The sequence below is a fragment of the Nocardiopsis rhodophaea genome (assembly GCF_039530945.1).
GTDB lineage: Bacteria > Actinomycetota > Actinomycetes > Streptosporangiales > Streptosporangiaceae > Nocardiopsis_C > Nocardiopsis_C rhodophaea.
Genome location: NZ_BAAAPC010000009.1, coordinates 174138 through 188336, shown reverse-complemented (window position 1 = coordinate 188336; position 14199 = coordinate 174138). Strand labels below are relative to the sequence as shown.

The 14199-nt window shown below is 70.3% G+C and carries 10 protein-coding genes; 3 read left to right on the top strand and 7 right to left on the bottom strand.

Going from position 1 to position 14199, the window contains the following annotated elements; all coding sequences use genetic code 11:
- Positions 1-22 precede the first annotated feature (22 nt).
- Positions 23-454, bottom strand: a complete 432-nt coding sequence (locus tag ABD259_RS12390; protein WP_412759485.1) for a DUF779 domain-containing protein — start codon at positions 452-454, stop codon at positions 23-25.
- Complete coding sequence (gene exaC / locus ABD259_RS12385; protein ID WP_344162398.1) at positions 454-1977, bottom strand: acetaldehyde dehydrogenase ExaC; 1524 nt, start codon at positions 1975-1977, stop codon at positions 454-456. Before exaC ends, ABD259_RS12390 begins: the two co-directional genes overlap by 1 nt.
- Before the next feature lie 716 nt (positions 1978-2693).
- On the opposite strand from exaC, the gene ABD259_RS12380 reads away from it, so the two are divergent.
- Together ABD259_RS12380 and ABD259_RS12375 are read left to right on the top strand one after the other, a co-directional pair.
- Complete coding sequence (locus tag ABD259_RS12380; RefSeq protein WP_344105906.1) at positions 2694-4592, top strand: serine/threonine protein kinase; 1899 nt, start codon at positions 2694-2696, stop codon at positions 4590-4592.
- 272 nt (positions 4593-4864) lie between these two features.
- On the top strand, positions 4865-5713 hold the full coding sequence (locus ABD259_RS12375) for a DUF817 domain-containing protein (RefSeq protein ID WP_344105904.1): 849 nt from the start codon (positions 4865-4867) through the stop codon (positions 5711-5713).
- A 506-nt stretch (positions 5714-6219) separates the two neighbouring features.
- Here the strand turns inward: ABD259_RS12375 and ABD259_RS12370 are convergent.
- From ABD259_RS12370 to ABD259_RS12350, 5 genes are all read right to left on the bottom strand, one after another.
- Complete coding sequence (locus tag ABD259_RS12370; RefSeq protein WP_344105902.1) at positions 6220-7170, bottom strand: MerR family transcriptional regulator; 951 nt, start codon at positions 7168-7170, stop codon at positions 6220-6222.
- Positions 7171-7231: 61 nt separating this feature from the next.
- Entirely contained in the window at positions 7232-8254 is a 1023-nt protein-coding gene (locus ABD259_RS12365) for a helix-turn-helix transcriptional regulator (RefSeq protein WP_344162395.1), read from the bottom strand.
- A 181-nt stretch (positions 8255-8435) separates the two neighbouring features.
- Positions 8436-10868, bottom strand: a complete 2433-nt coding sequence (locus tag ABD259_RS12360) for a glycoside hydrolase family 65 protein (protein ID WP_344162392.1) — start codon at positions 10866-10868, stop codon at positions 8436-8438.
- Positions 10865-11623, bottom strand: coding sequence for an HAD family hydrolase (locus ABD259_RS12355; protein ID WP_344105896.1), 759 nt, complete (start codon positions 11621-11623; stop codon positions 10865-10867). The genes ABD259_RS12360 and ABD259_RS12355 overlap by 4 nt, the downstream gene beginning before the upstream one ends.
- Before the next feature lie 447 nt (positions 11624-12070).
- Complete coding sequence (locus ABD259_RS12350) at positions 12071-12433, bottom strand: hypothetical protein (RefSeq protein ID WP_344162390.1); 363 nt, start codon at positions 12431-12433, stop codon at positions 12071-12073.
- 387 nt (positions 12434-12820) lie between these two features.
- Between ABD259_RS12350 and ABD259_RS12345 the strand changes: the two genes are divergently transcribed.
- A complete protein-coding gene (locus ABD259_RS12345) occupies positions 12821-13987 on the top strand; it encodes a site-2 protease family protein (protein WP_344162389.1) in 1167 nt (388 codons plus the stop codon).
- Positions 13988-14199 lie beyond the last annotated feature (212 nt).

Below are 14199 nucleotides of genomic sequence, written 5' to 3'. Positions count from 1 at the left end.
GCAGCGTTGGCATGGCCGCGCGCTAGGACAGAGCTACCGTTTCCTCCTCGGTGAGCAGGCGGGAGCGGATGATGAACCTCCGCCCCGTCGGCGCCTCCAGGGAGAAACCGCTCCCTCGGCCGGGGACGACGTCGATGGTGAGGTGGGTGTGGCTCCAGTACTCGTACTGGGCGCGGGACATCCACACGGGGACCGGATCGGGCGCACCGATGCGCAGATCCCCCAGGTGGACATCTGCCGCACCCGTCCGGAACTCCCCCGCCGGATAGCACATGGGTGAGCTGCCGTCGCAGCAGCCGCCCGACTGGTGGAACATCAGGGGACCGTGCTCGGCACGCAGGGTACGCAGGAGTGCCGCCGCCTCCGGGGAGGCGGCCACCCGCGAGTGCGGCGCTGTCCCCCGGCCCGGCGCTGGCGCCCAGCCATCGCGCGTCTCGCTGTCGCCGGCGCCCATCAGAACAGTCCCAGTGCTTTATCCGAGTAGCTGACCAGCATGTTCTTCGTCTGCTGGTAGTGGTCCAGCGCCATCTTGTGGGTCTCGCGTCCGATACCCGACTGCTTGTAGCCGCCGAAAGCCGCGTGGGCCGGGTACGAGTGGTAGTTGTTCACCCAAACCCGACCGGCCTGGATAGCGCGTCCGGCACGGTAGGCGGTGGTGGCGTCCCGGCTCCACACCCCGGCGCCCAGGCCGTACAGGGTCTCGTTGGCGGTGGTGATGGCGGCGTCATAGTCCTCGAAGCGGGTCACCGACACCACCGGCCCGAAGATCTCCTCCTGGAAGATCCGCATCCGGTTGTCGCCCTCGAACACGGTCGGGGCGACGTAGTAGCCACCGGCCAGCTCACCCTCCAATTCCACCCGCTCACCACCGATGAGGACCTTCGCGCCCTCCTGCTTGCCGATGTCGATATAGGACAGGATCTTCTCCAGCTGGTCGTTGCTCGCCTGCGCCCCGACCATCGTCTCGGTGTCCAGCGGGTTGCCCTGCCTGATGTCGCGCGTGCGTTCCAGCGCATCGCCGAGGAAGGAGTCATAGATCGCCCCCTCGATCAGCGCGCGCGACGGGCACGTGCACACTTCGCCCTGGTTGAGGGCGAACATGGCGAAACCTTCCAGCGCCTTGTCGTAGAAGTCGTCGTGGGCGGCGGCGACATCGGAGAAGAAGATGTTGGGGCTCTTGCCGCCCAGCTCCAGGGTGACGGGGATCAGGTTCTCGCTCGCGTACTGCATGATCAGGCGCCCGGTGGTGGTCTCCCCGGTGAAGGCCACCTTGCGCACCCTCGGGTTGGCCGCCAGGGGCTTGCCCGCTTCCACACCGAAGCCGTTGACCACGTTCACCACGCCCGGGGGAAGCAGATCGGCGATCAGCTCCATAAGCACCAGAACCGAGGCCGGGGTCTGCTCCGCTGGCTTCAGCACCGCGGTGTTCCCCGCGGCCAGTGCCGGCGCCAGCTTCCACGCGGTCAGCACCAACGGGAAGTTCCACGGGATGATCTGTGCGACCACCCCCAGCGGCTCGTGGAAGTGATAGGCCGTGGTGTCATCGTCGATCTGCGAAAGCGTCCCCTCTTGCGCGCGGATCGCCCCGGCGAAATACCGGAAGTGGTCGGCCGCCATCGGGATGTCGGCGCCGAGCGCCTCCCGCACGGGTTTGCCGTTCTCCCACGTCTCGGCGACCGCCAGGCGCTCCAGGTTCTGCTCGATCCGGTCGGCGACGCGGTTCAGCACTTTGGCGCGCTCGGCTGCCGGGGTGCGTGCCCAGGCGGGCGCGGCGGCGTGCGCGGCGTCGAGGGCGAGTTCGATGTCGTCGGCGTCGCTCCGCGCGACCTCGGTGAAGACGTCTCCGGTGACCGGCGTGGGATTCTCGAAGTACCGGCCCTTGACCGGTTTCACCCATTCTCCACCGATCCAGTTGTCGTAGCGCGGGGCGAAGTCGATGACGCTGCCGTGACGGCCGGGTGCGGTGTAGATCGCCATTGCGAGCTGCCTCCTAGCTCGGACGCGCGGCGGAGCACAAGGAGCGTCCCGCGGCCGCGCGCCGTCGGTGGGGGACACGGACTACGCGGGTAACGCGCGTGGCGCGGACGCACACGCTCGGTCCCGACCCGATCGCCCCTGACGATCGGGGCGCGGCCCTGGCCGGAGGAAACACCTTCCTGTCGCCCCTCGGGTTTCCTAGCGTGTGCGGGATCCGGCGCGTGGGCGCTCCACTATGGCGTGGGCACTCCGTCCACCGCGCGGTCATGCGTCCTGCGCGGGGGACGGGGCTGCCCACGCCGTCCAGTCAACATCCCCAGCGGGGCGCAGACCAGAGGGCAGCGCCGCCGATTTTCCACCGAAGCCGCCCCCACGCCGGTGACCTGTGGTGATGACCGCTAACTTTCTGTTGAGGCGGGGAGGTGCGCGCCCAGCCCCGCAGGAAAGCTCCGCCCCCCGCCGGCCGACACCCCTCGCGAACGGCGCCGCCCTTGGGCTGAATCCCTGTCCCCGCCGCGCTCGTGGCGCCCACAGCGCTTCCGGGATTGGCCCGCACCGTGGCCCGCGTTCGGGGGTTCCGGCCGCCTCTTAGGGGCCCGGTGGAATCCTTGGTGAACGGTCGGGCATACCCGCTTGTGCGGTCGAGGCACTCCGGGCCTTGACTACGATCGCAAAGGATTCCTCGATGACATGGCGGCTATTGCGGAGGTGCGGACGTGGGTCCGTTGGAGAGCGGTGACCCGGAGAGGATCGGCCGGTACCGGTTGATTGGTCGGCTGGGCGCCGGAGGAATGGGCCAGGTCTTCTTCGGCCGGTCCGCCGGCGGCCGTCCCGTCGCCATCAAGCGCATTCATCCGCACCTGGCCACCGACCCCTCCTTCCGTGAGCGCTTCGCCCGCGAGGTGACGGCGGCCCGCCAGGTCAGCGGCGCCTTCACCGCCCCGGTCATCGACGCCGACCCCGACGGGGAGGTCCCCTGGCTGGTCACCTCCTATGTGCCGTCGCTGCCGCTGGACGAGGCGGTGCGTGCTTATGGGGGGTTGCCCGAGCACACTCTGCGCGTCCTGGCCACTGGTCTCGCCGAGGCACTCAGCGAGATCCACCGCGTCGGGCTCATCCACCGCGACCTCAAACCGGGCAATGTGCTGCTGGCCGAGGACGGCCCGCGTGTCATCGATTTCGGCATCGCCCGCGCCACCAGCGGTACCGCCGCCACGCAGTCGATCATCGGGACCCCCGGGTTCATGTCGCCCGAGCAGATCCAGGGTGAGGCGCTGGGCCCGAGCAGCGACATGTTCGCCTACGGGGCAGTGATCGTCTACGCGGCCGCCGGGACCGGCCCGTTCGGCGAGGGTGCGATGCCCACCATGGTCATGCGCGTCCTGCAGAACGAGCCCGACATCTCCGCGGTGCCGCCGTCTCTGCGCAACCTTGTCGCGGCCTGCCTCAGCAAGGACCCCCAACGCCGTCCCGACCCCGGCGCCCTGCTGGACGCGCTCGGTGACGTGCCGATCGGCGAGTCCTGGCTGCCCCCGGACATCATGCGCGGCGTCCGCGACCAGGTGGGCAAGGTCAACGCCGCGCTGAGTGGCGCTCCGACCGCTGCCCCGGCCGATACCGCGAACCACGCGTCGGGAGCGACCTCGGTCCTCGGTGGGGCCGCCGCCGGGGCGGCCGCGGGTGCTGCTGCGGGATACGCGCTCGGCGACGACCAGGCCACCCGCGCGGTGGGCGGGCCGAGCGGTGTCCAGGGTGGCGCCGACGCGACCTCGGTCATGGGGGCTGGGTCCGGGCAGACGGCGCAGTACCCCCAGCAGCCGACCGGTCAGTACCAGCCGACGGCCGCCTATGGGCAGTCGACGGGCTACCCACACCAGCAGGTTCCGCCCACCGCGGCCTACGGGCCGCAGCCGGGCGCTGTGCCGCCCACCGCGGCCTACGGCCAGCACACGGGTCCGACCATGGGGCAGAACGCGGGCTCCGCTCCGCCCACCGCGGCGATGCCGCCGGCCGGTCGGGACGACGCCTACGCCGACCTGTACCGGGGCAGCGGTTCGCCTGCCCCCTCCGCCCACTCCCGCCAGACCGAGCAGCAGCGATGGCAGGGAGAACAGCCGTGGCGCCACCACCCGGAGGCGGATGAGCGCCGCCGGATGCAGGAAGAACAGCGCCAGCGGCAGGAGGAGCAGCGGCGAAGGCAGGAAGCCGAACGGGCGCACCAGGAGCGGATCCGCGCGGAGCAGGCCGCCGCCCGTCGCGCGCAGTTGCAGGCCCGCCGCGCCAGCCAGCCGAGTCTGTGGAGCTTCGTCAAGCTCCTGCCCCTGCTGATCATCCCCATCATCCAGATTCCGCTGGGGTGGGGTGCCTCGTATGCGTGGGAGTGGATCACCACCTCGCAGATGTGGAGTGGAACGCGCTATTTCCACCCGGGCATTTTCAGCGAAGAGGGCTTCTTCCACGCGATGTTCCTCGGCTACTTCCTGCTGAACAACCTGATGGGGCTGGAGTACCTCATCCGGTCCCTGCGCACCTCCTTTATGACGGGAGCGGTGCTGGCCGTCCTCGTGATCGCGGCGACGAACGGAGCGCTGTACTCCTACGGATTCTTCGGCTGACCAGACGGTCGATCGCCGTGCGGCGGGCTCAACCGCCGCCCCGCCCGGAGCCCCACCGCGCAGCCCCTGCCATCGGCCGGAACGCGAACGCGTTCGCGCGTCCAGGACCAGGTCGCCTCCCCTTTCGCTGCTGTCCGCCGTTCCGCTTTTGTCCGGATGTGGCCGGTAAGCGACGCTGCCGCGACGAACACCCCCGTGATCCGCTCGCCGCGGCGGCACGTCCCACCCCACGGGGCGGTCGAACCGATCGCGGTGAGCAGAAGGAGACGTGCGTGGAGAGATGGACACACCGCATCGCCCAGCTGGTGCGGTTCGGCCTCCTGGAGGCATGGTCGTGCGCGTTCGCGGTCGGAATCTTCATCGGACTGGCCGCATCATCGGTGATCCCCCTGCCGATCGCGCGCTACGACGCGCTCCTCGTCTACGGCATCGCGCTCACCGCCATCTTCTGGGGACTGCGCCTTGAGACCGGGCGCGACGTCCTCGCGATCCTCGGATTCCACGTCGTTGGCCTCGTGTTCGAGCTCTTCAAAGTGCACATGGGGTCGTGGAGCTACCCTGAGGACGCCTGGACCAAGATCAGCGGGGTCCCGCTGTACAGCGGATTCATGTACGCGGCCGTCGGCAGCTACGTCGTGCGCGCGTGGAAACTGCTCGACCTGAGACTGAGCGGTTACCGGCCGCTGGCAACGGGCGTCGTCGCCGCGCTGATCTACGTGAACTTTCTGACCCACCACTGGCTACCCGACGCGCGCCTGCCGCTCGCCGTGGCGATGGTCGTCGTGACATGGGGCGGCTGGGTGTACTTCACCGTGGGCAGGGTCCGCTACCGGATGCCATTGGCGCTGTCCTTCGTGCTGATCGGCTTCTTCCTCTGGGTAGCGGAGAACATCTCCACCCTTCTGGGCGCATGGCGCTACCCCCACCAGGTCGACGCGTGGGCGATGGTCCACCCCTCGAAGTTCGGCGCGTGGGCACTGCTGGTCACCGTGTCCTTTGTGCTGGTAGCGGTCTGGAAGCACCCGCGGCAGGTCGGCGCGGCAGATCACTCCGGCGACGACGCGGGGGACAATGCGACCGCAGCACGCAGCGGCGCGCCGTCCGAGGCGGCCAGGCCCTGACGCTGATACGGCCACTGCGCGAACCAGCACACGAAAAAGGGAATGTGCTGCGCTCTCTATCTTCGTCGGGGAAATGGTCAAACATTCCCGCTGCCCGATTCTGTTCGATTGGTGCCTGGGGTTTCGAAATTTCGATATTCAGGGCATTTCGGCGGGGGGTGGAATTACATTGGCTTTCTGTGGGGTGTTGCCCCTTGCGCGCCGACATCCACGCGGGTGACGTCCTATCGCAAGCGGCGGTATCCGATCTACGGGCCTGTGGTTCACGGCCTGCAGGGGCGACGGTGTCGGTGGCCGGTATTGGCGCTGACGGCAGCGGCGGCCAGCGGCCGAATTACTCCCTCCCCCGGTAGTTAAGGGGAACTCCTTCGGCCTCGTCGGTCACCCCTCCGTCCGTTCTCCTGAGATCAACGGAAGGAGGGACGCGGGGAAAGCGGTCGGCTCTCCCCTCCGGAATGGGGCACCGGGTCACTGGCACCCCATTCCGGTTTCCGCGGCATCGCTGGTTACTGGGCGCTCCCCGCACGCAGGGCCGCGATGAGCCATTCCCAGGCAGGCACGCGCGGCTCGAACGAGGGCCAGCCGTTGATGATGACCAGCAGCTGCCAGTAGCGCTCCACGCGGGCATCGGCGAAGACGGACATCTCTTCGGCGATTTCTGTGCGACGTGACGGGGAATCGGGGCCGCCGTAGACACCGATGATCGCGGGCATCAGCTCCTCGACAACGGCCTGGCCCTCGGCGGAGTCCGGAGCCGTTCCGGCGGCGAGGGCCGAACGGCCGGCGGACGTCACCTGGTCGGCGAGGTCCTGCTGCGCCGGGGACGGGTACTCGGACGCGCCCTCGGTGCGCGCGCGGGTGCTCTCCACGGCCATTTCCCGGCTGCGTTGACGGAACGACCGGTCCTGGAGCAGTTCGGCCAGTTCCACCCAGGCGTCCACCTGTTCGGGGGTGGGATCGTCCGGCAGCGCCGGGGCCACGGCGCGGTACTTCTGCTGGACCGCGTCATCCGCCTCCAAGCCGCCGAAGACGGCTTCGTGGTAGTCGTCGATAATGCTCTGCCGGTCCTCGGCGGAGAGCTGGGCGAGTCGGTTCATTAGTGAGAGCTCCCGTTCTGTTGGGGTCCGATGGGCCACGGTGCGCAACACGGCCCGGCGCACGCGCAACACGCGGATCTGCACGTCGAGCGCGTCAGCGTGCGCGGTGGCCACCGCTTGGATGTCGGCCTTCCGCTCCAGGACCGCCCGGATCGTCGCCAGGTCGATGCCCAGGTCGCGGAGCGTGCGCACCAACTCCAGGCGGGCCACGGACTCGGCGTCGTAGAGCCGGTACCCGGCCGCACTGCGGTCCGACGGCGGGACGATGCCCTCATCCGAATAGAACCGGATGGTCTTGACCGTCAACCCGGTGAGTTTGGCCAGTTCACCGATGGAGTGCCGGCCGTGTTGCGTTTCCATGGACACCACGGTGGCGTCTCCCCTCACTGGAGGGTCAAAAGGGTTGTGGATGTCGTGCGGCTCACGTGGCCGTCTCTTCGTAGACCGCCGCGGTGGCGCGGGCGAATTCGGCGAGGCGGGCGCGCAGCTCGGGCGGGCCGAGGACCTCGATCTCGGGGCCGTACCGCACGAACTCCGAGACCGCGACTTCGACCGATTCGACGCGCAGCTCGACCTTGTAGCGGCCGTCCTCGCCCAGCTCGGCTCCGCAGGTCCCGGCGGCGGTGATGGCGCTGGACAGTGCCCGCACCAGTTCGAGCCCGCGCGGCGTGAGGAGCACCCGGGCGCGAAGGGAGTGCCGGCTCTCCTCGAAGTCGCGCGACCAGATCGCCCACTGCTCGGCCAGATCGAAGCCTTCGGGCCGCTGGAACACAACCCCGGTGTCGGCGAGTTCCTCGATGCGCGTAACCCGAAACGTGCGCACCTGCCGGGTCGGTGGGCGGTCGCTGTCCTCTCGCGCGCGCTCCGGACGCGCGGCGTGCGGGCGGGCGAGGAAGTACCAGCTCCCAGCCTTGAGCACCAGACCGAGGGGGTCCAATGTCCGTCGCACGTGGCACCCGTCGTAGCGGCGGTAGGCGACCTCGACCGTGTGCTCCGCCCATACCGCTGTGGCGAGGGCCGACAGGTGGGGGACCGGGTCGGGATCCTGCCACCAGGCGGGAGCATCCAGGTGGAAGCGGGAACGCACGCGCTCGGCGCGCTCACGCATCTCCTCGGGGAGCGCGGCCAGCAGCTTGAGGTTGGCCGCGGCCATCTCGGCGCCCAGCCCGAGCTCGGCGGCGGCCCCGGGCACCCCGGTCAGGAACAGCGATTCGGCCTGGCCCTCGGTGAGGCCGGTGAGCCGGGTCCGGTAGCCCTCCATCAGGCTGTACCCGCCGCCGGTGCCCCGGTCGGCGTAGATCGGGACGCCCGCGGCGTTGAGCGACTCCACATCCCGGTAGATGGTGCGCTCCGAGACCTCCAGCTCCTCGGCGAGCCGGGCCGCCGTCATCCGGCCCCGGTTCTGCAGAAGGAGGAGCAGGGAGAGTAGTCGACTGGCGCGCATGGGCCCAGTATCGCCCGAGTTCCGGACAGGATGTGTCAGGTGCCGGGCATCGTGACCGTCGGGGCCGTGGTCAGGGCCCCTATCGCGAGCGGACGCTGCGCCCGGTGGTGCGGTCCGCGGTGATCCGGACGCCAGGAGTCCGGCCGCCGCCCGCGCACGGCCGGACAGGACCGGCGCCCCTTCACCCGCCGGCCGGTTCCTCCTGCGTGGAGGGCAGTCGGAACACCCGACGGCTGCCCGGCGTGACGGTGAACCTGTGTCCGGCGAGCTCCACTTCGATCGGCGGCTCGTCCGAGCGCGGCACGGTGACCTCCACCCGGTCCTCGCACACGGCGACCGCGATGCCCCAGTGCCCTCGGTAGCGGATCCGGAAGGCGAGCCGGTCGAGCCCCGACGGCAGGAGCGGGTCCAGCCGGAGGACCCCCCGCGCCGCGACCAGTCCGGTGTAGCAGCGGGTGAGGATATCCACCGTCCCCGCCATCGCCCCCAGGTGGATGCCCTCGGCGGTCGTCCCTCCCTGCACGTCCTCGATGTCCGAGCGCAGCGCCTCCAAGAAGAATCGCCAGGACGATTCGCGGTCGGTGCGGGCCAGGACCCACGCGTGCACGACCGAACTCAGTGTCGATCCGTGCGAGGTGCGGGCCAGGTAGTAGTCGATCGTCCGCCCTATGAGGCCGGGGTCGCACGCATAGCCCAGGCGACGCAGGATCGAGGCGAACTCGTCGGGCGGCAGCAGGAAGAACAGCATCAGCACGTCGGCCTGCTTGGACGCCCGGTACCGGTTGCACGTATCGCCCTCGGCCTCCAGAATCCGGTCGAGGCGGCGGATGTCGCCGTAGGCGGCGCGGTAGCCCTCCCAGTCCAGCTCGTCCAGCCCCGCGTAGCCGTCGAACTGGCTGATGACCCCGTCATGGAAGACCACGCGCATCCGCTCGGTGATCCGGCGGAACTCCGCCAGCTCGTCGGGCGCCATCTCCAGGGCCTCCCGCAGCTCGCGCCTCCGCCACTGGGGCAGGGCCGCCACCGCGTCGAGCGCCCGGAGCAGCACCCACACCGTCATGACGTTGCTGTAGGCGTTGTCGTCGAGCCCGGGCTCCTCCCGGTCGGGCATGCCGTCGTGGTACTCGTCGGGCCCCATGACACCGCGGATCCGATAGCGGCCCATGTCCTCGTCGAACTCGGTGAGCGAGGCCAGCATGCGGGCGATCTCCAGCAGCAGTTCCGCCCCGAAGTCGGCGAGGAACGCCGTATCGCCGGTGACCTGATAGTGCTGCCAGACGTTGTAGGCGATCGCGATGCCGACGTGGCGCTGCAGGTGGGAATGGTCCGGCACCCACCGGCCCGACCGGGGGTTGAGGTGCAGGCGCTGGGTCTCCTCCCGGCCGTCGCTGCCGCTCTGCCAGGGGAACAGCGCCCCGCGCAGCCCCGCGGCGCGCGCCGCCGCCCGCGCCTGGGGCAGGCGGCGCCAGCGGTAGCGCAGCAGTGCCCGCGCGGTCAGCGGATCGCGCAGATCGAGGAAGGGGAAGACGAACAGCTCGTCCCAGAAGACATGCCCGCGGTACGCCTCGCCGTGCAGGCCACGCGCTGGGACCCCCACGTCCCGGTCAGCGGTGTGCGGCGACACGGTCTGCAGCAGGTGAAAGATGTGCAGGTTGAGCGCCAGCTGGCCCTCCGCGCCGCCGATGTCCACGGCACACAACCGCCAGATCCGCTCCCACGCGGCGGTGTGGCGCCGCAGCACCTCGTCGAACGATCCCGCCCGCGCGACCGCCTCACGGGCCGCGGTCAGGCAGTCGCTGATGGCGTGGTCGCGCGACGTGGAGAGCGCCACCACCTTCTCCACCGTGACCCGCCGCCCCTCGACGAGGTCGACGCACGGCTCACAGGCGACCCACCCATCGGCGGTGCCCATGGCCGGGCGCTGGGGGACGGCGCCGCCGGGCGGCTCCGGAACGGTCGTGGTCCGGGCGGCCAAGGCGATGCGGATCTGTGACGTGACGGTCTCGGCGCGCAGCCAGATGCGGCAGGCGTCCCCGGGACCGAGGCGGTCATAGCCGGACTCCACGGGACGCAGGTGGTCACCGCGCAGCATGGCGTACCGCGCCACGCCCTCGTTGCGCACACGCGCGTCCAGCGCCGAGCGCACCGTGAGGCGCCCGCTCCAGTTCTCCGGGACGAGGGCCGTCTCCAGCGCGGCGATGTGCGGATCGGCCATCGAGACCAGGCGCCGCTGGGTCAGCCGCGTCACCCGGCCCGCGCGGTCGCGCACCCGGCACGTGCGGGTGAGCACGCCGCGCCGCAGGTCCAGTTCCTGGCGGTGGTCGACCGCGTCTTCGGTGGTGAACCAGGCGCCGTCTGCGGCCCGGAACGTCAGCGGAAGCCAGTCCGGGGCGTTGACCAGGTCCTCGTTCTCCACCTCGTGTCCCGCGACCGTCGAGGCGAGCCGGTTGTAGCAGCCCGCGATATAGGTCCCCGGGCGACGCGACCCGTCCACGTGCGCCTCGGGCATCGCTCCCCGGGTGGCGAAGTACCCGTTGCCCAGCGTGCACAGCGCCTCCCGCACGCCGGCGTGCTCAGCGGAGAGGTCGTCGTAGGTCAGTCGCCACACGCTCATGGGGCGGCCCGGACGATGTCGAGCTCGGCCAAGTCGCCGACGACCACGTCGGCGCCGCGGCGATACAGCCCGCTGCGCTGCCCGGCACGGTCCACCCCGATCACCAGCGCGAAGCCGCCACGACGCCCGGCCTCGACGCCGGCCAGGGAGTCCTCCACCACGGCGGCGCGCTCCGGGGCCACGTCGAGCCTCCGGGACGCCTCCAGGAACAGCGCCGGGTCGGGTTTGCCCGGGAGGTGGAGCCGCGCGGCGTCGACCCCGTCGACGCGCGCGTCGAACAGGCCGTCCACGTCGGCGGAGCGCAGGACGGCCGCGCAGTTCCGGCTGGCCGACACGGCGGCGGTGGCGATGCCCGCGCCGCGCAGCTGGTGCAGCAACGCGACGGTGGAGGGGTAGGAGCGCACGGGATAACGCTGGATGTGGTCGCGGAAGTACCGGTCCTTGCGGGCCGCTACGGACGCGACGGTGGGGGCGTCGGAGGTCGCGGTTTCGGGCAGGGTCACGCCACGCGACGCCAGGAACGTGCGCACGCCATCGGCCCGCGACCGGCCGTCGACGAACCTGAGGTAGTCCCGGCCGGGGTCGAAGGGGCGCGGGGGTGACCCGCTCGGATCGCGGTGGGAGCGCAGAACCTCGTCGAAGACGAGCTTCCACGCGGCGCCGTGGACCGAGGCAGTGTCGGTGATGACACCGTCCACGTCGAAGAGCACGGCCGAGAGTTCATCGATGGGGACCTGCGCGCCTTCGGGTACCACCGTTGCCTCCCTGGAAGCGACGCGTGCGGCGCAGACGTGCGCTTGATTTCATGACACCACCCCGGGGGCGGCACGGCCAGGACGCTGGCCGCGAATCAGCGGGTCCGATGGGAACAGGGGGAGCGGGGTGGTCGGAGGCGTGCGCCGCCCTCGCCACCCATGGCCGTCCTGTCCCGGGCCGGGGAGCGGCGGCCGGTCGGCGGCGCTGTCCGCCGACCATGTCGTCCGGCGGGCCGAGGCGTTCACGACGGCGGCCCAATGACGGTGGAAAAAACCCGAAACCCGCATCTCGTCGATCCGGTGGCCGACCGCGCCGTCCCCCCGGCCTCCCGCGTCACTCCTGCGGCGGCATGTGCGGGGGAACTGGTTCGCCGCTGGCCGTGTCCAGCCGATCGGGGCGCCGCTCCCACGGCGCCCCGGAGTCGCTGCTGTTCGGCCGCGGGGCCGCTAGGACCAACGAGTGCAGCGCGAGCCCTTGCACCCACGGGTGAGGAACTTCTTCACGCCGTGGTAGAAGCCCGATTCCGGAAGGGTCATCACCCTCCCATCGAACCATCCCTGCACGTAGACGCCGTGCGTACCGCTCCAGGTCCAGCTACCGCTGTAGTAGCCGCCGCCCTGGGCGTTCCAAGTTCGGCAGGCCGTCGCCTTGCCCGGGCCGGGAGGATTGTGGGTCCGGCAGGCGCTGCCCTTCGGAGCGATCGCCGCGTCGGACACGTCGGCGGCGCTCGCGGGAGTGGCACCCAACGCGAGCGCGGGACCCGCGATCGCAATTCCGAGAAGGAACATTCTGAGGGGGGTTCTCGGCATCTCCTTTCCTCCTTTGGCTGTAGGAGGCAGTGATTTGGAATCATCGTATAGATGATCTGGTGCTGCGCTTTTCTTCGGTTTGTTTAATTTAAAACGAAATATCGTTCTGGCTGGTGAATGGTGTGTTCACACCGCTTCGTGTGGGGCTGCCCTGTGCGAGCGGTGGCGCGTGGGAAAAGAGGGACTCCACGCTGTTCTTCGGTGGCGGGTAAGAAGAATTTTGGGCCCGGGGACTCCGCGGGTGCCTCCCGCACCGTGGCGGTACCCCGAACGCGCCCCCTCGGCGCCATAGCATGGGAGGACACCGCCGCCCCGCCAACGCGGTGGGCAGCGGCCACAGGGGAGGATCCCACTCGGGCGGTCGCGCCGCCGGAGAGGACGGGTGCCGTGCAGGAGACGTTTCGTCTGGGACATCTGGCCGGGATACGCGTGGGCGTCCACTGGAGCGTCCTGGTCATTTTCGCCCTGATCGCGTTCGGCCTGGCGCAGGTGCGGCTGCCCGGCGTCTACCCCGACCGCGCCCTGTGGCTCTACTGGAGCGTCGGACTGGTCACCGCGGTCGTGTTCTTCGCCTCACTGCTCGCGCACGAGCTTGCCCACGCCATCGTCGCCCGGAGGAACGGCGTCCGGGTCGAGGGCATCACGCTGTGGCTGCTCGGCGGCGTCGCCCGCCTCCAGGACGAGGCCGCCAGCCCCTCCGCGGAGCTGCGCATCTCCGGGGTCGGACCGCTGGTCAGCTTTCTGGTGGGCCTCGGGTTCGGCGTCGTCGCGGTGGCGATTGGCTGGGTCATCGGCCCGGGCCTGGTCTTGGAGGCGGCCGCGTGGCTGGCCGCGATCAACATCCTGCTGGCCATCTTCAACGTCATCCCCGCCGCGCCGCTCGACGGTGGCCGGCTCCTGCGGGCCTTCCTGTGGTGGCGCACCGGCGACCGGGTCCGCGCCACTCTCGGAGCGTCGACCGCAGGCCGCACCTTCGGCTGGACGCTGGTGGTGCTCGGGCTCTTCCTGTTCCTCCAGGGCGTCGCCCTCAGCGGGATCTGGTTGGCCATCATCGGCTTCTTCCTCATCAGCGCCGCCACCGCCGAGGGCCGCCACGCCGAGATGCGCGGCGTGCTGGCCGGGATCCCGGTCCGCGAGGCCATGACCCCCGATCCGGTCACCGCACCGGCCGAGACCACCATCGCCGAGTTCCTCGACGGCCCGCTGTTCCGCTACCGGCACTCGGCCTTCCCCGTCACCCGCGACGGCACGCTCCCGCTCGGGATGGTGTGCATCCACCAGATCCGGAACGTCCCGGTGGGCGCGCGCTCCACGACCACGCTCGGCGACATCATGCGGCCCCGCGACGAGATCGTCACGACCTCGCCCGACGAGCCCCTGACCGAGGTGCTCACCCGCATGGAGTCCGGTCCCGACCAGCGCGCCCTTGTCCTCGACGGCGAGAGCGTCGTCGGCATCCTCACCCCGAGCGACATCAGCCGCGTCGTCACCTGGCTGACCACCGTCCGTGCCCACGCTCGGGGCCGCGACCACGAGGAGGGCCGGTCCGGCTAGCCGGACCGGCCCTCCATAGCGGAAGGTGGCGGCTTCGCAGAGTATGGGTGAGAGCCGTAGGAACTGGTCGCTGCCGAATGGAATTTCTCCAGCACGGAAAGTGCTCGCGGGCGCTGCCCGAACGAGGGGAAACACCGGAGGGCGCCTGCCCTAGTTCGCACAGCCGCGTGTCCTTTGCACCGGACCTGGTCGAGAAACAATTATCGTACGCG